This is a genomic window from Ruegeria arenilitoris (genome assembly GCF_013030265.1).
GTDB lineage: Bacteria > Pseudomonadota > Alphaproteobacteria > Rhodobacterales > Rhodobacteraceae > Ruegeria > Ruegeria arenilitoris_E.
The window spans coordinates 176,286-196,491 of the sequence record NZ_WPZQ01000004.1 but is presented as its reverse complement, the minus strand read 5'-3'; the positions used below and the strand labels follow the sequence as shown (position 1 = coordinate 196,491).

Below are 20,206 nucleotides of genomic sequence, written 5' to 3'. Positions count from 1 at the left end.
GCATGGGTCTCCGTCTCATTCAGTTCATTTGACGCATTTAGCCGATCACCGTTAGGTTAGGCCATGCGCTGTGTGTTGTTGTGCCTGAGCCTGACGCTCTACGCCAGTCCCTCTTGGTCGCAGGAGGAACTTGGCCTTGCAGCGCCGGATGAGGTACAGCAATCCGGTCTCCTCAAACATATTCTCCCACGCTTCTCACTCAAGACCGGGATCCGCGTTGTTGCAGCAGAAACCGGCGAAATGGAGCTGGCGGTCGGCCCCCCGGGTGATCCGGTGTTTGAACGCGACGCTATCATCTACCACCTGCGTATCGAAGACGACGCACGACAACTTAGGTTTCGCGACTGGCTGCTTTCGGACATCGGTAAACGGACCGTTGAGAGTTTTGCCCCAGCAGATGGGGGGGCCTTCAGTGCGAGTTTCGAGATTACCGCCATCGAAGAGGAGATCGAGATCGACGGCGATGCCGCCCTTGGAGAGGAGCTGTCTCTGACCCATTGCGGGCGCTGTCACGTCATAGGCCCTCAGAACCGTATGAATGGATTGGGCTCGACCCCGTCGTTTGCGGTCTTGCGCGCGATGCCGGACTGGTCCGAACGGTTCGAGGCGTTCTATGTGTTGAACCCGCATCCCGCCTTTACTCAGATCGAAGGCATTACGCCTCCGTTTGATCCTCAGCGCCCATCGCCCATCTTCCCTTTGGCAATCACCCAAGAAGAGCTTGAAGCCATTCTTGCCTTTGTCGCCGTGGTATCTGCTGCTGATCTGGGCGCACCCCTTCAACTTCAGTGATCCCTGCGCTTACCGAAATAGTCGTCCGTTGTCACAACCTTTGGTTTGGGATTTGATGTGAACGGGTTGTCCTGACTGTGGAATTGCGCCTGAACCCGGCAGTCATCGCACATCTGGATCATTCTAGCCTGCTCGGTTGTCGCAAACCTTGGATGCGTACCCGAAAGCTTCTCCATGATCCGCTCGACCGTGGACTTTACGCCAAACAAAGCCCCGCATTCGACGCAGGCAAAGGGTTCTTCTTCGTTCAGCACCTTCTGAGATAGTGCGTCGTCGCTCAGGTTCAGTTGTGGCACCAGCGTGATCGCATTTTCCGGACAGATGGTCCGACACAACCCGCATTGCAGACAAGCATCCTCCTGAAAATTGAGCTGTGGCATATCGGGATTATCGATCAGAGCCCCTGACGGGCAGAGCGAAACGCAACTAAGGCAAAGGGTACAGGCATCCGTATCTACTGCGATTGCGCCATACGGAGCGTTTTCAGGCAGTGTCAGCGGCTCCGCTGCTTCGGGGTTCAACGCCTGCGCCGCAAGGCGAGAGATTTGACGACGATTACCCAAAGGCAATACGGCGTCCTGCAACGGTGCTGGCACATTCTGCGTGTAGAGAAGCTCCGTCAGGGCATCCGGATCCGCCTCATCAATCAGACCAAGACCTTCCTGCCCCCCTATAGCATGTGCAAGAATAAGCTCGCGCTCCAAAGCATCTCGTTCCGTTTTGGGTGACATCAGTACATCGACCCGCGCAAAGCCATGGGCGAGCCCGGCCAGCATCTCGGCATGTCCAAACCCGGAAACCACTCCCAATTCCAGAGGAATGACATCAGCAGGCAGCCCGCGCCCAAAACGAGCAGCCATGCGGATCATCTGAGCGCCATGACCATCATGCACCAGAAGCCTAGGCGCCTGCCCACCCGCCCGGCGATAGGTTCGGGCCAGAATGTGCATCCTTGAGAGCAGAGCAGAAACTGGCGGATCTTCATACGTAATCGCTGTTGATGGACACAGCGCTGCACATTCCCCGCAGCCCGCACAGATCATCGGATCAATTTCAACATGCTCTCCTGCAGGTGTGATTGCTCCGGTTGGACAGATATCCAGGCAGTTTGAACATCCCACCTGTTCGGCTCGCGAATGGGCGCACAGAGTCTCTTCGACACGAACATAGAGAGGCTTTTCAAAGGTCCCGACCAATTGGGCCGCATCGAATGCCAAAGCCGCGATCGCGACCGCATCTCGCGGATCAGCCCGCAGATATCCCTCTCGCTTGTCGGGCGCAGTAACCAGAGGCGTTCCACCTGTTAGATCAAGAACAATATCACAACGCGAAACGGCACCATCACGTGATCCGCTCCACCCAAATCCACCGCGACCGCCAGGCTCAAGCTGCTGCAGATTGTCTATACGCAGTCTAAACCCGCCCAGCGCACCACTGAGTGATTTGATCTGCCCACGCACAACATCATAATCCCGGCTCATTGGTTCGGCGTCATCTGTGGTAAGAACGGTTACTGCAAGCACAGCAGACAGGCGCTGAGCCAGATCAAACGTCACATCGCCAGACCCGATAATGCAACACGTGCCCTCACTGACAACATCCACACTGGGCGTTACCGGTTGGGGCAGCATTGCTTCGGCCGCCAGCGCTGCAATCTTTGGAGAGGCATCTTGCCCCTCTTCCGACCAACCAGCGCGATCTCGTAAATCGACGAACCCGGGATGGTTCACCCCCAGTTCATCCGCAAGTTCAGAAAAGACCGAGGCCTCCTGCTGGCAGGCAATGACAATGCCATCCTCATGTTGCATGAACTCAGCAGCGGCTCTGATCTCACGCGTACAAAGAGCAGTGTGAACCTTCGAGCATTCCAAACCGCAGGTTGAAGATATCAGCTCAGAATTCAGTGCCTGAGTTCCTGCGCAATCGCAAAGCAAGAGTTTTGCGGCCATATCCTCCCCCGGGGTCTTCTTTCCGTCCTCTTGCACCTTAGGCTAAATCACGTCGGCGGCAATGCGAGGCAGTCTTCAAAACGAAAAAACATGCATTATTTTTCACATTTTGATTTCACCGCAACTTTTCATGGGAAAAAATACGAATAAACAGTTGGTGATTGCGACATTTTCATATCACTCTGGGCTTGGCAGATGACTGAATTATGTACCATAGTACATCACGTGGAAGGCAGGGGAGAGCCTTCCGGGGAGGAGCCAGTGGCGAAGGCCGCAAGCCAGATTGAAATGCCTGTTGGCGTCGTTGTGCGCAAAACACCCGGAGTGACCCGCTGGGCGCGATGGAGTTGGCGCGCCGTGGCGGCGTTGCCGGGCGCAGGCCCGGCGGATTGGGTCGAGCTGCGTCGCGAAGGTGATGCCGTCGAATACCACGCCGCCACCCTTCCCCTTACCCTTTGGCCGGATGAGACCGAAGCCTATCTGACCAATCTGGCAGACGGACAGCCATCTATCTATCTCGTGCTACGCGACGAACTTGAAGGCGATCGACCCCTGAACGCAGTACTGATCACCGCGTCTCCTTTCGAAGGACAAGACTACGCAGATACAGGCGAAGAGATTGTTGAGAAGATCCCCATGACTGACGGCCTGATCGCCTGGGTGCGCGACTTCGCACAATTGCACCGGCGGGATGAAGAGTTTGTCAAACGCCGCCGGGACAAGAAGCGCGTTGATCTTGTTGAAGACGGGCGCGGAGATGCCCGCATAAGACAAGACTCGGATGTCTATCGCGCCCCGCGGAGGATCGTGCAATGACCGAAGCCCGCGATTTCTGGTCCCGCCGCAAGGCGGCCGTACTGGCAGAGGCCGATGAAGAACGCGAGGCGATCGAAGCCAAAGCCGTAGCTGATCAGCAGACCGAGTTAGAAGCCAAGCCCGATCATGAAATTCTGGCCGAATTCAACCTGCCCGATCCCGATCAATTGAAGCCCGGCGAAGATGTGTCCGGTTTTATGAAAAAGGCCATACCGGACCGCCTGCGCCGCCGCGCATTGCGACGCCTTTGGCGGCTCAACCCCGTACTGGCCAACGTAGATGGTCTGGTGGATTACGGCGAGGACTACACGGACGCGGCCTGTGTGATCGAGAATATTCAGACCGCCTATCAGGTCGGCAAAGGGATGTTGGCGCACATCGAAGCGCTCGCTGCAGACGAGACCGAAGATGAGGCTTTGCCAGCCGAAGATTTGGAAGAAGCACCCGAAGCGCTTGATGACGAAATCGAGGATGTCGCCGAGGTTGTAGCACTGGCACCTGAGACGGAAGAGCCGGAGGAGATGGAAATGCCCCCTGCTCCACGTCGCATGAAGTTCGAATTCGAAGGATGACTAGAAGGATGACTAAATGACCGCAGGCAGTGCGCATAATCTGGATGTCTCAGCCGAGGATCGACTACGCGCGGATTTCTACAATTTTCTGGGGCTTCTTTTGGCTGCTCCACCCGATCAGATGCTGTTGGATCAAATGGCTGGCTTGTCCGGGGACGAAACTGATCTGGGTCAGGCCATTCAGGCCATGGCACGGGTCGCGAAAGTGACAAAACCGGCTGCTGCAGAGAGAGAGTTCAACACTCTGTTCATCGGATTGGGTCGCGGTGAACTTTTGCCCTATGCAAGTTTTTATCTGACGGGGTTCCTGAACGAAAAGCCATTGGCGCAACTGCGAAATGACATGGCTGTACGCGGAATTACACGGGCGAAGAACGTCTTTGAGCCCGAGGATAACATCGCCTCTTTGATGGAGATGATGGCGGGTATGATCGTGGGCCGCTTTGGCACGCCCGCTCCGCTGGATGAGCAAAAAAACTTCTGGAACAAACATATCGGCCCATGGGCCGCACATTTCTACTCGGATTTGGAAGCAGCCGAGAACTCGGTTCTCTACGCCTCGGTCGGTACTGCCGGACGGGTCTTTATGGAGATCGAGCGCGAGGCATTCCGAATGACGGCAGCGTGATCCGTTGCCACTCGCCAGCATCCTGACGGGTGCTAGATCGCAAATGGGAAAGGAGGATCCCATGAGCAAGACCAAGGAAACCGGCGCAACCCGCCGAGACTTCCTGAAACTGGCCGGAACTGCAGCACCTGCTGCGGTGGCCGCAGCCAGCCTGAGCGGTGAAGCAGAGGCAGCCGAACTGCCTGCGGATGAAACCCGCATTCAGGACACCGCGCATACGCGCGCTTACCTCGACAGCGCCCGGTTCTAATCCGGACGAAGTCTCTCCGACTGACGGTTGCGATTGGCCCTGACGTCGGCACCAGCAGTACCAAGCCAGCCATGGCTTACATGGCCAGCAAGGGAGGAAAGAAATGCTTAGGAAAAAGACCAACGGGGTTGCGAGACGCCCCCAGCGGACAAGTATCCTGTCCCAGGTCGGCGAGAAAACCGTCGATCGCCGCGCATTCCTGCGTGGATCGGGCCTGACGATCGGCGGACTTGCCGCGATCAGCGCCACGGGTGGAACCGTGACACCAGCCAGCGCCCAAACAGCGGCCAACCAAGCCGTTGAGAATATCAAATCCATATGCACCCACTGCTCGGTCGGCTGTACGGTCGTTGCCGAAGTGCAGAACGGCGTCTGGATCGGGCAGGAACCCGGTTGGGACAGCCCGTTCAATCTGGGTGCACACTGCGCCAAGGGGGCCTCGGTTCGCGAGCACGCCCATGGCGAACGTCGCCTGAAATATCCGATGAAAAAGGAAGGCGGCGAGTGGAAGCGCATCAGCTGGGAAGAGGCGATCAACGAGATCGGCGATGGCATGATGAGCATCCGCGAAGAATCCGGGCCGGACAGTGTGTACTGGCTGGGTTCTGCGAAACATAACAACGAACAGGCCTATCTGTTCCGCAAATTCGCTGCCTACTGGGGCACGAACAACGTGGACCATCAGGCCCGTATCTGCCACTCAACCACTGTTGCGGGTGTTGCGAATACATGGGGCTACGGCGCCATGACCAATTCGTACAACGACATCCACAACTCCAAAGCCATCTTCATCATCGGCGGCAACCCGGCCGAGGCGCACCCCGTCTCGCTGTTGCACGTTCTGCGCGCGAAAGAGCAGAACAACGCGCCGCTGATCGTGTGCGACCCGCGCTTTACGCGCACTGCGGCCCACGCAGATGAGTATGTCCGTTTCCGTCCCGGAACAGACGTCGCTCTGATCTGGGGTATGTTGTGGCACATCTTCGACAACGGATGGGAAGACAAAGAGTTCATCCGAACCCGTGTCTGGGGCATGGACCAGATCCGCGAAGAGGTCGCAAACTGGACACCAGAAGAAACTGAGCGTGTGACCGGCGTTCCGGGCTCACAGCTGAAGCGTGTTGCCCGCACCATGGTCAACAACCGTCCCGGCACCGTGATCTGGTGCATGGGTGGTACGCAGCACACCAATGGTAACAACAACACCCGCGCCTACTGCGTGCTTCAGCTTGCGCTTGGTAACATGGGTACTTCGGGTGGTGGCACCAACATCTTCCGCGGCCACGACAACGTTCAGGGCGCGACGGATCTTGGCGTTCTGTCCCACACCCTGCCCGGCTACTATGGCCTGTCCGCAGGCGCATGGGGCCATTGGGCACGTGTCTGGGGAGAAGAACCGGAATGGCTGGCCGGCCAATTTGCCACGATCAAGGACAAGGAAGGCAAGGACAAGCCGTTACAGAATGAACGCGGCATCCCGGTTTCCCGTTGGATCGACGGTGTTTTGGAAGACCCGGCGAACATGGATCAGGACAACAACGTCCGTGCCATGGTTTTGTGGGGGCATGCTCCGAACTCGCAGACTCGCGGGCCGGAAATGAAAACGGCGATGGAGAAGCTGGACATGCTGGTCGTGATCGACCCGTATCCCACCGTCTCGGCCGTTCTGCATGACCGCACCGATGGCGTCTATCTGTTGCCAGCCTGTACGCAGTTCGAAACCCGTGGTTCTGTCACGGCATCGAACCGCTCGCTGCAATGGCGGGACCGTGTTGTTGAGCCGCTGTTCGAAAGCCTGCCGGACGAGGTCATCATGGCCAAGTTCGCCAACAAGTTTGGCTGGGCAGATCGGTTCTTCCGCAATATCGAGATGGAAGACCCCGAGACACCGAATGTTGAAAGCATCACGCGTGAGTTCAACTCGGGCCTCTGGACCATCGGCTATACCGGTCAGTCGCCAGAACGTCTGAAAAGCCATATGGCCAACCAGCACACGTTCGACAGAACCACGCTGCAAGCCATCGGTGGACCAAACGACGGCGAATATTATGGTTTGCCCTGGCCATGCTGGGGAACGCCGGAAATGGGTCATACGGGGACACCAAACCTCTATGATATGTCCAAACCGGTGGCCGAAGGCGGCCTGACCTTCCGCGCCCGTTTCGGTGTGGAACGTGAAGGCGACAACCTGCTGGCCGAAGGGGTCTACAGCGTAGGGTCGGAGATTCAGGATGGCTATCCCGAATTTACGATGCAGATGCTGATGGATCTTGGCTGGGATGGTGATCTGACGGCAGAAGAGCGCGCTGCGATCGATGCCGTCGCCGGCCCCAAGACCAACTGGAAAACCGACCTGTCTGGCGGTATCCAGCGGGTCGCGATCGCCCATGGCTGTGCGCCCTTCGGGAACGCCAAAGCCCGTGCGGTTGTCTGGACCTTCCCGGATCCGATCCCACTGCATCGCGAGCCGCTCTATACGAACCGGCGCGATCTGGTGGAGGACTATCCGACCTACGAGGACCGGCACGCTTATCGCCTGCCCACCCTGTATGCATCGATCCAGAAGAACGACTTTTCAAAGGATTACCCGATAATCCTGACATCTGGTCGTCTGGTCGAGTATGAGGGCGGTGGCGAGGAAACCCGGTCCAATCCGTGGTTGGCCGAGCTTCAGCAGGACATGTTCGTCGAGATCAATCCGCGCGATGCCAACAACCTTGGTATTCGCGATGGAAGCCAGGTCTGGGTCGAAGGTCCCGAAGGCGGCAAGGTCAAAGTGATGGCGATGCTGACTGAGAGAGTCGGTGCCGGCGTGGCCTTTATGCCATTCCATTTCGGCGGCCATTTCCAGGGTGAAGACCTGAGGGAGAAATACCCGAAAGGCGCTGATCCCTATGTGCTGGGCGAAAGCTCCAACACCGCTCAGACCTATGGCTATGATTCAGTGACCCAGATGCAGGAGACCAAAGCGACTCTCTGCAAGATCTGGGCAGCGTAAGGAGGACAAAATGGCTAGAGCGAAGTTTCTCTGCGACGCTGAACGCTGCATCGAATGCAATGCCTGCGTAACCGCGTGCAAGAATGAGCACGAGGTACCCTGGGGCATCAACCGCCGCAGGGTGGTGACGATCAATGATGGCAAACCGGGCGAACGCTCGATCTCGGTGGCCTGCATGCATTGCTCGGATGCGCCTTGCATGGCGGTGTGCCCGGTCGACTGCTTCTATCAGAACGAAGAAGGCGTCGTCCTGCACTCCAAGGACCTGTGCATCGGTTGTGGCTATTGCTTCTATGCGTGCCCCTTTGGCGCGCCACAATACCCACAGGCAGGCAACTTCGGATCACGCGGCAAGATGGACAAATGTACCTTCTGTGCTGGCGGTCCCGAAGAAAACAACTCGACTGCAGAGTTTGCCAAATACGGACGCAACCGGATCGCCGAGGGCAAACTGCCCATCTGCGCCGAGATGTGTTCGACCAAGGCCCTGCTCGCCGGTGACGGCGATGTGGTCTCGGCCATCTACCGCGAGCGCGTTGTTGCGCGCGGGTTTGGCTCGGGCGCATGGGGTTGGGGCACAGCCTACGATCAGAAAGACGGCTGACACCCCCGTGACCAAATGAACATGGATGATCCGCGACAGCGGGTCATCCACTCAGGAATTTTGACCGAGGTTCAGATGTTCCGCTTACTTATAGTTTTTCTGTTCACAATCGGAATGACGCAGTTCGCTGCCGCGCAATCGGACACCACCGAAGAGAGCGCACAGACGACAGACGAACGCAGCGAAACCGGCGGTGCGACGACGCTTGAAGACATAATGGCACGTCAGCGTGGCGAGAGTGTTGATGACTCGTATCGCGCGGACAACACCGGCCAGGCCAACGCAGAAGGCCTGTTCGGGCAGTTGGGAACGCGCGGGGTTGCTTCTGACAGTGACGTTTATCGTGCGCTGCGCTACGGCTCAGCCGATGTGACCGTGTCATCCCGCGGCCCTGCGGCAAGCGTCCTCATTCAGGATGGAGGCATGTGGTGGCTGAATTTTCGAACCGGGCCGCTGCGCGACTACGGAACATATATTCTGGGCGGCATGCTCATCTTGCTGCTGCTGTTCTTCCTCATCCGCGGCAAGATCAGGATAGACGGTGAAAAGACCGGTAGAACGGTTACCAGGTTCACAGGATTTGAACGGTTCGGGCATTGGTTGTTCGCCGGATCGTTCCTGATCCTCGGACTCACGGGCCTATTGACGTTGTATGGCCGCGATTTCCTCATTCCTCTGTTTGGGAAAGAAGGGTTTGCGACAATCGCCCAAGGGTGCAAGTGGCTGCACAACAACCTCGCTTGGGCCTTCATGCTGGGGCTGATCATCGTCACCGTGAATTGGATTTCGCATAACCTGCCCAGCCGAGTCGATCTGAAATGGCTCGCCGCTGGTGGTGGTTTGTTCACGAAAGGCAGCCATCCCCCAGCCAAGAAATTTAATGCGGGTCAAAAAATCATCTTCTGGCTTTGCATCCTGCTGGGCGTATCAATCAGCCTGTCCGGTCTGTCTCTGCTGTTCCCGTTTGAGATGCCGCTGTTTGCCAAGACCTTCTCGATCGCAAACGCGACTGGGATCCCGCAAATGCTGGGCTTGAACCTGCCGGCGCAAATGTCCCCACAGGAGGAAATGCAATACGCGCAGGTTTGGCACGTCATGGTCGCCTATGCCTTCATCGCGATCATCCTGGCTCACATCTATCTGGGCTCGGTCGGCATGGAGGGCGCATTCGACGCCATGGGCACCGGCGAAGTAGAAGAACAATGGGCGCGCGAGCATCACTCGCTGTGGCTGGAAGAGGTACAGGCGAAAGAGGCCAGCGAGGGAGCGGCCTCTCCTGCTGAATAGATGCGTCGACTGGTTCTGGCGCTAAGCCTTCTGCCTCTGACCGCAGAGGCAGAGTTCTTTACGCTAAAAGGCCACGGTGGTCCCATCATGGGAATCGCAACCGCACCTGACGGGCGAATTGCAACGGCGAGTTTCGACAATTCCGTCGGATTGTGGTCCGAGGGTCAGCCGGTTTGGCTGGACGGGCACGAGGCGGCGGTAAACAGCGTCGCATTCAATGGCACAGCAATTTATTCAGCAGGCGACGATTTCACTTTGCGGCGCTGGCCCGGCGGAGAAATCGTGGGACAGCACAAAGGAAAGATCGTCGGACTTGCTGCCTCGAAAACGCATGTGGCTACAGCAAGCTGGGACGGCACAATCGGCATCTGGCCGGTGAATGGCACAGACACAAAGATGCTTGGCCCAACTGGCAGCGGTGTGAATGCGGTCGCGTTTTCTGCAGACGGTAAAACCCTGTATTCGGCGGGAATGGACGGCTCTCTGCGTGTTTGGGATGTCGATACCGGTCAGGAAACGCGCCGTTTGATAGAACATGGGTTCGGAATCAACGAACTGGTCCTGAATGAGCAAGACGGGTGGATCGCCTACGGCGCAGTCGATGGAGTGACACGCATTTACAACCTGACCACTGGTGAAGAGCGTGATTTTACGCTGGAGCGCCGCCCAATCCTTGCACTTACCCTCAGTCCGAACCGGCGGCTGCTGGCAGTTGGTGATGGTGAGGGTTACATCATGGTCATCGATACGGACGAATGGCGCATTGTCCACGATTTCAGGGCCACTTTACGCGGTCCGGTTTGGGCGCTGGCCTTCTCAACGGACGGTCAAAACATCCACGCCGGAGGCATTGACGAAGCCATGTATAGCTGGCCAGTTTCTTCTCTGGGCGATCATGAGCAGATGGCCGGGGTTGAACCGGTATTTTTGAAGAACCCCGAAAAAATGGACAATGGCGAACGCCAGTTCGCACGCAAATGTTCGATCTGTCACAGCCTGACACCTGACAGCCAAAGACGCGCGGGACCAACCCTGCACGGGGTGTTTGGGCGCAAGGCAGGAACACTCGAAGGATATTTGTACTCGGAGACGCTGCAAGACTCTGATATCATTTGGAATGACGAGACCATAAATGCTCTTTTCGATCAGGGGCCGGACCATTACATTCCGGGGTCCAAGATGCCGATGCAACGGATTGCTGAGCCTCAAGACCGAACCGACCTGATCGCCTTTCTGCGCCGCGCAACGGTACCGAAAGACTGAGCCGGAGGAGAATATGAAAGCCTTTCTTGCCGCCGTCGCGACGATGGTTGTCATAACTGCTGCTGCGCCATTCACGCTGGATCGGCTGGGTCCATCTGCCGCCGAAGCTGGCAGCGGCTCGGCAGTGCGTCTCGACTGAATGTCCGAATACCTGACCACCAAAGAACTGGCCGATCTGCTGCGCATCGGTGAGCGCAAGGCCTATGACCTGGCCTCATCCGGCGAAATCCCCTGCGTTCGTGCCATGGGTAAACTGCTGTTCCCAAGGGCCGAGATCATTGCATGGCTCAACGCGTCGCGTTCTGGTCCTCAAGTCGCAGAGCCGCCCCTGCCCCCAATTGTCGCCGGCAGCCATGATCCGCTGCTCGATTGGGCCTTGCGCGAAAGCGGTTCTGGATTGGCCACGTATTATGACGGATCGTTCGACGGCCTCACACGTCTTGCTGACCGCAGTGCCCAGGCAGCCGTACTGCACATCCACGAGTCCGAGGGGTTCAACACCCATTCGATCCGGGACAAGATGGGAGAAGCCCCTGTTATCCTGTTTGAGATTGCCCAACGTCAGCGTGGATTATTGCTTTCTCCCGGTACCGAGGGCATTTCGAGCTTTTCAGATCTGAAGGGACGACGGGTGGTCCTGCGGCAAAGCAGCGCCGCGAGCCAACGACTATTCGAAACGCAGCTGTCAGCCCATGATCTGGCACTGGATGATCTGATCACCCTGCCCGTCTGCGCCCGCACCGAAGAAGAGCTGGCTATCGCCTTACGTGAAAACAAAGCCGAAGCTGGCTTTGGTCTCGCCGCTCTGGCTGGCCTCTACAGTCTGGAGGTTGTACCTACGCATTCCGAACGCTTGGATCTTGCCATCTGGCGACGAGCGTACTTTGATCCCCCCGTGCAAAACCTGCTGGCATTCCTGCAATCTGAAAGGTTCGCTGCACGAGCTTCTGAACTGGGCGGGTATGACCTGTCACATCTGGGGCGAATTCATCACAATGGGGCCAGCGGCTAGCTACGCTCAGACAGCATGCCCAACGCCCTGGACATATGCTGCGTATTTACTTGGCGTTGGGGAAAAACAGCTGCTCTCCGTCAATCACATAAGAAGCGATCGCAGCCTGACCATCTGGCCCGACCAACCAATCGATAAATCGCTGAGCAGCATTTGCGCGGACACCAGCGTGTTTTTCGGGGTTCACAAGGATCACGCCGTACTGGTTGAACAAACGGGGGTCACCTTCGACAAGAACCTCAAGATTACCACGATTGCCAAAAGACAGCCATGTTGCCCGATCCGTGAGGGTATAAGCCCCCATCCCACTTGCAACATTCAGCGTCGCGCCCATGCCTGAACCGGTCTCACGGTACCACGTTCCCGACGCATCCGTTGGATCGACATCAACAGCGCCCCAATGGGCCAACTCAGCCTTATGAGTACCACTGTCATCTCCACGGGATGCGAATGGCGCTTCAGCCTCGGCAATGGCCGTAAGTGCGGACAATATGTCTGATCCGCCCTTGACCTTCGCCGGATCCGATTTCGGCCCAACCAGAATGAAATCATTGTACATGACATCAAAACGTTCGACGCCCCAGCCGTCGGCGACGAACTGCTCCTCGTCAGGTTTCGAGTGAACCAACAGGACATCGCCATCACCGTTGATTGCATTCCGGATCGCCTGCCCGGTTCCAACCGCCACAATCCGAACATCGATCCCGGTTTCTGCCTCAAACCACGGCAAAATGTAATCAAACAGCCCCGAATTCTGGGTCGAGGTTGTAGATTGCACCACTATGAACGGCTCTTCTGCCATCGCAGGGCCAGCCGCCACTCCAAGCGCTATCAATGCTGCCCGAATGAAGTTTCGGATCATCACACTCTCCGTTTGTCTTTTTTCAGACGACTAATCCACCTGCAAGATAGCGACGCGACGCGTCACTTTCAGGTGCATCTAGCACCTTTTTCGCAGCTCCGTGTTCGACAATCTGACCACCCTGCATCATCACGATATCGGCTGCAAGCCGACGTGCCTGCCCGATATCGTGCGTAACCATCACGATGCGAACACCTCGTGATGACGCCCTCAGGACCATACGCTCGATCATCTGGGTCGCACCGGGATCAAGCGCGCTGGTGGGTTCATCAAGGAACAGGGTTTCCGGTTCTGAGGCCAGAGCGCGCAGGATCGCAAGCCTTTGCGCCTCGCCCCCTGAAAGTGAACGTGCTGACTGACGCGCTTTGTCTTCCAACCCACCTTCAGCCAGCAACTCAGTGATCCGCTGTTTGCGCAGAATGCGGTTCAGCCCCTGTCGTTTCAACACAAAATCCAGATTGGCCGATACCGACCGCCGCAACAAAACAGGGTTCTGAAACACCATGGCCTGGTTTGCCTTTTGCTCAGCACCCAAAGGCAGGCCATCTTGAGTAACCTCTCCTCTGTCAGGCGAAATTAGACCATGCAGGCATCTTAACAGCAGGCTCTTTCCTGATCCGTTTGGCCCAAGAATAAGCGTCGGCCCCGGCCCATCGAGGCTGAGACTGCACACGTCCAGCAGTACCTTGCCTTTGCGCGAGATATGCAAATCTTTAACATCCAGCGCAGAAGGCATTTCAGGCAACAAATCACGCATGACGCAATCCTTCCTGCTCTGCCCGTAGTGCAAGCGCACTCACCATAGCGTTTACCGCAATTGCGATACCAATCAGGATCGCACCCAGTGCCAATGCCAGTGCCAGATTTCCCTTTGAGGTTTCGAGGGCAATCGTCGTCGTCATTACCCGTGTGACGTGATTGATATTGCCGCCAACGATGATCACTGCGCCGACCTCGGCAATCGCCCGTCCAAAACCGGCCAGAAGCGCGGTCACCAGAGCCAAACGCGCATCCCACAAAAGAACCGGCACAGATGCAAGGCGCGACACGCCCAAGGATCGGAGCTGTTCCGAGTATTCCTCGGCCAGCATTTCGACCACTTGCCGCGTAAGGGCTGCAATGATCGGAATGACCAACACCATTTGAGCAATTATCATCGCCGTCGGCGTATACAGCAATTCCAGAACGCCCAGCGGACCCGAACGCGACAGCATCAGATACACCAACAGGCCGACCACAACAGGAGGAAACCCCATAAGCGCATTCATCAGGATGATCATCATCCGCCGCCCGGGGAACCGGGCAACTGCCAGAGCTGCACCAACAGGCATGCCAATGACGGCTGAAATCAGCACGGCCAGAACAGAAACCTTCAAAGACAGAAGCACAATCGCCCAGAGCTCTGAGTCTCCAGTGAAAATCAGAGAAAGCGCGTGACTGAATTCTGCTGCAAAGTTCTGCATACCTTACCGAATGACAAGTTGTATCGCATGAAATGCGTTGTATTACAGCAAAATACTAATCCTTTTGCGGTGCAAGTACAGACACAAACCCGACATCCGAAATTGAAAACGCGGCCCCTGTCGGAACCGCGCTCAATTTGTTGACTGTGTCGCTGAAGTTTAGTTCAGCGCGGCATCGGTGATCTGATGCGTCCAGGCACCATCAGGCTGCTTGGTGATTACAGGATCAGAACCACCTGCCAGCAACGTGCTTACCGTGCGCTCAAAATCCGCTGGGTCCAGCGCACCGTTCGATCCGGCGGTCAGTTTGGCAATTTCGCCCATCATCCGCTTTTGATGCTCCTCGGTCTGGGCACCGGTTGCATCATTTTCCAGAACGATCTCTGCCGCTTCATCCGGATGCTCTTCTGCGTATTTCCAGCCTTTCATAGAGGCGCGCACAAAGCGCTCCATCTTGTCCACGAAAGCCGCGTCGCTGAGGTTTTCTTCCAGCACATACAGACCATCCTCAAGCGTCGCCACGCCCTGATCCTCGTACTTGAATGTCACCAGTTCGTCCGGGCTGACGCCCGAGTCGATAACCTGCCAGTATTCGTTGTAGGTCATCGTGCTGATGCAATCGGCCTGACGCTGAAGCAGCGGATCCACGTTAAAGCCCTGCTTCAGAACTTCTACACCGCTTTCGCTCTTGCCACCGGTGTCGATGCCCAGCTGGCTCATCCAGCTCATGAACGGGAATTCGTTGCCAAAGAACCAAACACCCAAGGTACGGTTTTTCAGATCTTCAGGAGATGAGATGCCCGCATCCTTCCAGCAGGTCAGCATCATGCCAGAGCTCTTGAAGGGTTGCGCGATATTGACAAGTGGCAGGCCCTTTTCACGCGCCGCCAGCGCCGCCGGCATCCATTCGACGGTCACATCAGCCCCACCGCCGGCAATCACCTGTGTCGGGGCGATATCCGGGCCACCGGGCAGAATGGTGACGTCCAGACCTTCTTCTTCGTAGAAACCTTTGTCCTTGGCGACGTAGTAACCTGCGAATTGCGCCTGAGTGACCCACTTCAATTGCAATGTCACGTCATCCGCAGCCAAAGCCGAACTGGCGGCCAGACTAAAGGCAGCAATCGCCCCGCTGAGTAGCTTATTCATCTTCATTTCTCCTAGTTGCTATTGTTGTCCCGTTTTTGGGATCTGTTGAATTTTTCCTTTTCTTATCCCCGCTGCGACGGATGCCAGAAGGTCACCGCCTTTTCGATCATGGCCACCAGACCGTAAAATGCGGTCCCGGCCAACGCGGCCACAACGATTTCGGCCCACACCATATCCAGCGACAATTGCCCGACACTGGTCGAAATCCGAAAGCCCATGCCCAAGGTGGGTGAACCAAAGAACTCAGCCACGATAGCGCCGATCAGAGCCAGAGTGGTAGAAATCTTCAACCCGTTGAAGATAAAGGGCATCGCCGCTGGCAGGCGCAGTTTCAGAAAGCTCTGCCAATACGTTGCTGCATAGGTCTCCATCAGGTCGCGCTGCATGGCGGTGGCTTCGCGCAAACCAGCGACAGTGTTGACCAGCATGGGAAAGAAGACCATCACCACAACCACTGCGGCTTTGGAATGCCAGTCGAAACCGAACCACATCACCAGAATGGGGGCAGTCCCCACAATGGGCAGCGCGGCGACAAAATTGCCCACCGGCAACAAGCCAAGTCGCAGAAAATCCCACCGGTCGACGGCAATCGCCATCAGAAACGCAGCGCCGCATCCGATGATGTAACCGCTGAGCGCTCCTTTGATGATGGTTTGAACAAAGTCCGCCCAAAGCACCGGCAAGCTATCGGCGAAACGCACTGCGATCAGAGATGGGGCCGGAAGAATAACCAAAGGCACCTCCAATCCGCGCACCAGCAGCTCCCACACTCCGACTATGGTCAGGCCAAAGATCAACGGGGCAAGAAACTTCACCAAAGGCGTATCAGCCTGCGGGCCGCTTGCGAGGCGGCTGTTCAGCCACCAACCAAACAACCAAAGGACAATTGCAAACAGCACCAACATCATTGCGCCATCCCCATCCGTTTCAGAACTGTTCGCTCTATCAAGCCCAGCAAACCAACAAGGCAGGCTGCCAGAATGGCGGCTGCAAACAGAGCGGACCAGATTTGTACGGTTTGCCCATAGTAGCTGCCGGCGAGCAGTCGTGCACCCAATCCGGCGACCGCGCCTGTTGGCAGTTCGCCCACGATTGCGCCGACCAGCGAGGCGGCAACACCAATCTTTAGCGACGTGAAGAGATACGGCATGGATGCCGGAAGCCGCAGCTTCCAGAACCCTTGAGACCGGCTGGCATTGTAGGTGCGCAGCAGGTCCAACTGCATAGCATCCGGGCTGCGCAATCCCTTAACCATGCCGACCACAACCGGAAAAAAGCTCAGATAGGCCGAGATCACGGCTTTGGGAATGATCCCCTGAACGCCAACCGAATAGAGCACCACGATAATCATCGGAGCCAGCGCGATAATAGGTATGGTCTGGCTGACGATAGCCCAGGGCATGACAGACAAGTCCATGACCCGGCTATGTACGATCCCGACGGCAAGCAGAATGCCCAGCCCCGTACCAATAGCAAACCCAAGCATTGTGGCACTCAGAGTCACCCAGGCGTGATAAATCAAAGACCGTTTGGACGTGATTTTCTTTTCAACCGTCGTTTCCCACAGTTCAATCGCAACCTGATGAGGGGCCGGAAGACGGGGACGCTCCTGTTCCCAGGTCGCGGGAATGGCAAAACTGTTGCTAAGGGCCAGACCGATTTCGCTCATGTCCCGACGTTCTTTCGCAGATGGCGGTTGTACTTCTGCACCGGCGCGTTCCTGTTCCGTCAGCACCCCTTTGATGTTCATCGGAATACAGGCGACGTACCAGAACACGACGATGGCGGCCAACACAGTGAGTACGGCAAGTATCTGTTTCATGTCCGCCACTCCATCCGGATAACCGGCAAGGTTTCGGGCGGTGTGGGCGGCTCGGTTCCTGTCGCGACAAACCCCTCGCGCCGGTAAAATCTCTGCGCTGCGATATTCGGCTCATGTGCAGTCAGCCACAGGTAGTCCCGGCCCTTTTTAGCCTGATCCAACAACTGCTTACCGATACCCTCACCTGTTCGCAGGCAATAAAGCGCGCCAACTTTCAGTTCTTTGGGGTCAACCGACATGTAGCAATCGACGGGGTCACCAGAGACCCAGATTTCCCTTACCGGAAATGCTTCGCGGATCAGTTCCTCCAGTTTCTCCTCGGGCAATTCCTCTGGCATCCATTCGGTCTGAGCCATCCACGTCGCTATGATGCGCGCGCATGCCGGGACATCCCCGGTTGTTGCCCGTCTGATGTCATTCACCCCCATCAGACATCATCTCCATGCCCTGCCCGCAAACCTTCACGCACACGATGGGCGACCTCGATAAACTCAGGAGTGTCACGGATATCCAGCGGCCTCTCTTTCGGCAGCGGACTATCGATGACATCCGTTATACGGCCCGGACGAGGGCTCATGACGACGATCTTTGTGCTGAGATACACAGCCTCGGGGATCGAGTGCGTCACAAATCCAATGGTCTTTTCAGTGCGCGCCCAGAGCGCGAGGAGTTGTTCGTTCAGATGGTCCCGAACGATTTCGTCCAAGGCACCAAAGGGTTCGTCCATCAAAAGGATATCCGCATCAAACGCCAAGGCGCGCGCGATGCTGGCACGTTGCTGCATCCCGCCCGACAATTGCCACGGAAACTTTCCACCGAAACCTTTTAGATCAACAAGTTCCAAGACCTTGTTAACGCGATCCTCTTGTTCACTGGCCGAATATCCCATGATCTCGAGCGGCAGCTTTATGTTCCGCGCAATGGTTCGCCAGGGGTACAATCCTGCCGCCTGAAAAACATAGCCATACGCCCGGTTTCTGCGCGCTTCATCCGGCGTCATTCCGTTGACAGTCAAGCTGCCTCCGGTTGGTGTCTCAAGCGCAGCGATACAGCGCAAAAAGGTGGTTTTGCCGCAGCCGGACGGACCGATAAAACTGACGAAGTCACCCTTGTCGATCGTAAGGTTTACGTCTTTAAGCGCATGAATCGGACCATCATTTGTCTGGAAGGTCAGATCAAGCTGCCTTGCCTCGATCACGGGCTGGGTAGTGCTTTCAGTGTTCATTCCATTGCCTTGAAAAGAGTTGGCTTTGGGCCGCCTTTCAGACGGCCCGCACGCATCAAACGCCGGTTGCCGGGATGCCTGACCGTTCGACCGGCCGCGGCGCTGTCAGCTCTTTCCAGGTGCTCAGTGCCTTGTTCACATGGCTGTTTGGTTCACGCGCCACAAACTCACCATGACCTTCCTGAGTTCGGATGTCTCCGTCGTGCACAGCCACCTGTCCGCGTGTCAGCGTAAAGCGAGGCAGGCCTTTGACCTCCTTGCCTTCGAACACGTTATAGTCAATCGCCGACTGCTGGCTCGACGCCTGGATCGTCTTCGACTTTTCAGGATCCCAAACCACAAGGTCAGCGTCTGCACCCACCAGAACCGCACCCTTTTTCGGATAACAATTCAATATCTTGGCGATATTTGTTGAAGTTACCGCCACGAACTCGTTTGGCGTCAAGCGCCCTGTACCAACGCCATGTGTCCATAGCATTGGCATCCGGTCCTCCAAACCACCTGTCCCATTCGGGATCTTGGTAAAATCACCCACACCATAACGTTTCTGCTCGGTCGTAAAGGCGCAGTGGTCTGTGGCCACAACACTCAATGAGCCAGATTGCAGACCAGCCCACAGGCTGTCCTGATGCTGTTTGTTACGGAACGGAGGGCTCATGACCCGGCGCGCGGCGTGGTCCCAATCGTGATGGAAGTATTCGCTATCATCCAACGTCAGGTGCTGGATCAGAGGTTCACCCCAGACCCGCTTGCCCTGCATTCTGGCGCGACGGATCGCTTCGTGTGCCTCCTCGCAAGACGTATGAACGACATAAAGCGGTACACCGGCCATATCAGCGATCATAATGGCACGATTGGTGGCCTCACCTTCAACCTGTGGCGGTCGGGAATAAGCGTGCGCCTCAGGGCCAGTATTGCCTTCGGCCAGCAGCTTGGCGCTAAGTTCTGCTACCACATCGCCGTTTTCAGCATGTACCATGGCCACACCGCCAAGCTCAGCAAGCCTTTGGAATGACGCATAAAGTTCATCATCATTCACCATCAATGCGCCTTTGTAGGCCATGAAGTGCTTGAAGGTGTTGATGCCGCGTTGTTCGATCACGGTCTTGATGTCATCGAACACCTGCTCACCCCACCAGGTTACCGCCATGTGGAACGAATAATCGCAGTTTGCACGGGTCGACTTGTTGTCCCAACGTTTAAGCGCGTCCAACAGGCTTTCACCAGGGTTGGGCAGAGCGAAATCCACAACCATCGTGGTACCACCCGCCAGCGCGGCGCGCGTCCCACTTTCGAAATCATCGCTGGAATAGGTCCCCATGAAGGGCATCTCGAGATGCGTATGTGGATCAATCCCACCCGGCATCACATAGCACCCGGTCGCATCGAGTTCCTTGTCACCCTTCAGACTGGGCCCGATCTCGGTGATGACACCACCTTCGACCTTAACATCAGCCTTATAGGTCAGATCAGCGGTTACGACGGTTCCGTTTTTGATCACAGTTGACATGCTA

The 20,206-nt window shown here is 56.7% G+C and carries 21 protein-coding genes; 11 read left to right on the top strand and 10 right to left on the bottom strand.

Features of this window, described 5'->3' with window-relative positions:
• The first annotated feature begins 63 nt into the window (after positions 1–63).
• The gene (locus GOX61_RS08640; protein WP_170332901.1) at positions 64–792 is read left to right on the top strand and encodes a c-type cytochrome; all 729 of its coding nucleotides are present in this window, start codon (positions 64–66) and stop codon (positions 790–792) included.
• Here the strand turns inward: GOX61_RS08640 and GOX61_RS08635 are convergent.
• On the bottom strand, positions 786–2,741 hold the full coding sequence (locus GOX61_RS08635) for a 4Fe-4S binding protein (protein WP_170332899.1): 1,956 nt from the start codon (positions 2,739–2,741) through the stop codon (positions 786–788). The two genes, GOX61_RS08640 and GOX61_RS08635, sit on opposite strands and share 7 nt — an antisense overlap.
• A gap of 261 nt (positions 2,742–3,002) precedes the next feature.
• Here GOX61_RS08635 and GOX61_RS08630 point away from each other — a divergent pair, with 261 nt between their 5' ends.
• The 10 genes from GOX61_RS08630 to GOX61_RS08590 all read left to right on the top strand — a co-directional run bounded on the left by GOX61_RS08630 (position 3,003) and on the right by GOX61_RS08590 (position 12,171).
• A complete protein-coding gene (locus GOX61_RS08630) occupies positions 3,003–3,557 on the top strand; it encodes a DUF3305 domain-containing protein (RefSeq protein WP_170332897.1) in 555 nt (184 codons plus the stop codon).
• Positions 3,554–4,129 (top strand): DUF3306 domain-containing protein, encoded by a 576-nt coding sequence (locus GOX61_RS08625; protein ID WP_170332895.1) that lies wholly within the window; start codon positions 3,554–3,556, stop codon positions 4,127–4,129. The genes GOX61_RS08630 and GOX61_RS08625 overlap by 4 nt, the downstream gene beginning before the upstream one ends.
• 16 nt (positions 4,130–4,145) lie before the next feature.
• Entirely contained in the window at positions 4,146–4,757 is a 612-nt protein-coding gene (locus GOX61_RS08620; protein ID WP_170332893.1) for a TorD/DmsD family molecular chaperone, read from the top strand.
• A gap of 61 nt (positions 4,758–4,818) precedes the next feature.
• Positions 4,819–5,007: a twin-arginine translocation signal domain-containing protein gene (locus GOX61_RS08615; protein ID WP_170332891.1), complete on the top strand. Its 189-nt coding sequence runs from the start codon at positions 4,819–4,821 to the stop codon at positions 5,005–5,007.
• A 103-nt stretch (positions 5,008–5,110) separates the two neighbouring features.
• The gene (locus GOX61_RS08610; protein WP_170332889.1) at positions 5,111–8,005 is read left to right on the top strand and encodes a formate dehydrogenase subunit alpha; all 2,895 of its coding nucleotides are present in this window, start codon (positions 5,111–5,113) and stop codon (positions 8,003–8,005) included.
• Between the two features lie 10 nt (positions 8,006–8,015).
• On the top strand, positions 8,016–8,609 hold the full coding sequence (gene fdh3B / locus GOX61_RS08605; RefSeq protein WP_155143534.1) for a formate dehydrogenase FDH3 subunit beta: 594 nt from the start codon (positions 8,016–8,018) through the stop codon (positions 8,607–8,609).
• 75 nt (positions 8,610–8,684) lie between these two features.
• Positions 8,685–9,896, top strand: a complete 1,212-nt coding sequence (locus GOX61_RS08600; RefSeq protein WP_170332888.1) for a formate dehydrogenase subunit gamma — start codon at positions 8,685–8,687, stop codon at positions 9,894–9,896.
• Positions 9,897–11,159, top strand: coding sequence for a c-type cytochrome (locus GOX61_RS08595; RefSeq protein WP_170332886.1), 1,263 nt, complete (start codon positions 9,897–9,899; stop codon positions 11,157–11,159).
• A 13-nt stretch (positions 11,160–11,172) separates the two neighbouring features.
• The gene (locus GOX61_RS22535) at positions 11,173–11,298 is read left to right on the top strand and encodes a hypothetical protein (protein ID WP_302478279.1); all 126 of its coding nucleotides are present in this window, start codon (positions 11,173–11,175) and stop codon (positions 11,296–11,298) included.
• Positions 11,299–12,171 (top strand): helix-turn-helix transcriptional regulator, encoded by an 873-nt coding sequence (locus GOX61_RS08590; RefSeq protein ID WP_170332884.1) that lies wholly within the window; start codon positions 11,299–11,301, stop codon positions 12,169–12,171.
• A 46-nt stretch (positions 12,172–12,217) separates the two neighbouring features.
• Here GOX61_RS08590 and GOX61_RS08585 read toward each other — a convergent pair whose 3' ends face one another.
• The 9 genes from GOX61_RS08585 to hydA all read right to left on the bottom strand — a co-directional run bounded on the left by GOX61_RS08585 (position 12,218) and on the right by hydA (position 20,202).
• Positions 12,218–13,033 (bottom strand): substrate-binding domain-containing protein, encoded by an 816-nt coding sequence (locus GOX61_RS08585; RefSeq protein ID WP_170332881.1) that lies wholly within the window; start codon positions 13,031–13,033, stop codon positions 12,218–12,220.
• 22 nt (positions 13,034–13,055) lie between these two features.
• On the bottom strand, positions 13,056–13,790 hold the full coding sequence (locus GOX61_RS08580; RefSeq protein WP_170332879.1) for an ATP-binding cassette domain-containing protein: 735 nt from the start codon (positions 13,788–13,790) through the stop codon (positions 13,056–13,058).
• Positions 13,783–14,496, bottom strand: coding sequence for an ABC transporter permease (locus tag GOX61_RS08575; protein WP_170332877.1), 714 nt, complete (start codon positions 14,494–14,496; stop codon positions 13,783–13,785). Before GOX61_RS08575 ends, GOX61_RS08580 begins: the two co-directional genes overlap by 8 nt.
• A 159-nt stretch (positions 14,497–14,655) precedes the next feature.
• Positions 14,656–15,645, bottom strand: coding sequence for an ABC transporter substrate-binding protein (locus tag GOX61_RS08570; protein WP_155143520.1), 990 nt, complete (start codon positions 15,643–15,645; stop codon positions 14,656–14,658).
• A gap of 62 nt (positions 15,646–15,707) precedes the next feature.
• Positions 15,708–16,553 carry an ABC transporter permease gene (locus tag GOX61_RS08565; protein WP_170332875.1) on the bottom strand — a complete coding sequence of 282 codons (846 nt, stop codon included), beginning with the start codon at positions 16,551–16,553 and terminating at the stop codon, positions 15,708–15,710.
• Positions 16,550–17,467, bottom strand: a complete 918-nt coding sequence (locus tag GOX61_RS08560) for an ABC transporter permease (RefSeq protein WP_170332873.1) — start codon at positions 17,465–17,467, stop codon at positions 16,550–16,552. The genes GOX61_RS08565 and GOX61_RS08560 overlap by 4 nt, the downstream gene beginning before the upstream one ends.
• Positions 17,464–17,895 (bottom strand): GNAT family N-acetyltransferase, encoded by a 432-nt coding sequence (locus GOX61_RS08555; RefSeq protein ID WP_170332871.1) that lies wholly within the window; start codon positions 17,893–17,895, stop codon positions 17,464–17,466. The genes GOX61_RS08560 and GOX61_RS08555 overlap by 4 nt, the downstream gene beginning before the upstream one ends.
• The gene (locus GOX61_RS08550; RefSeq protein ID WP_155143511.1) at positions 17,895–18,692 is read right to left on the bottom strand and encodes an ABC transporter ATP-binding protein; all 798 of its coding nucleotides are present in this window, start codon (positions 18,690–18,692) and stop codon (positions 17,895–17,897) included. Before GOX61_RS08550 ends, GOX61_RS08555 begins: the two co-directional genes overlap by 1 nt.
• A 55-nt stretch (positions 18,693–18,747) precedes the next feature.
• Positions 18,748–20,202: a dihydropyrimidinase gene (gene hydA, locus GOX61_RS08545; RefSeq protein ID WP_170332868.1), complete on the bottom strand. Its 1,455-nt coding sequence runs from the start codon at positions 20,200–20,202 to the stop codon at positions 18,748–18,750.
• Positions 20,203–20,206 lie beyond the last annotated feature (4 nt).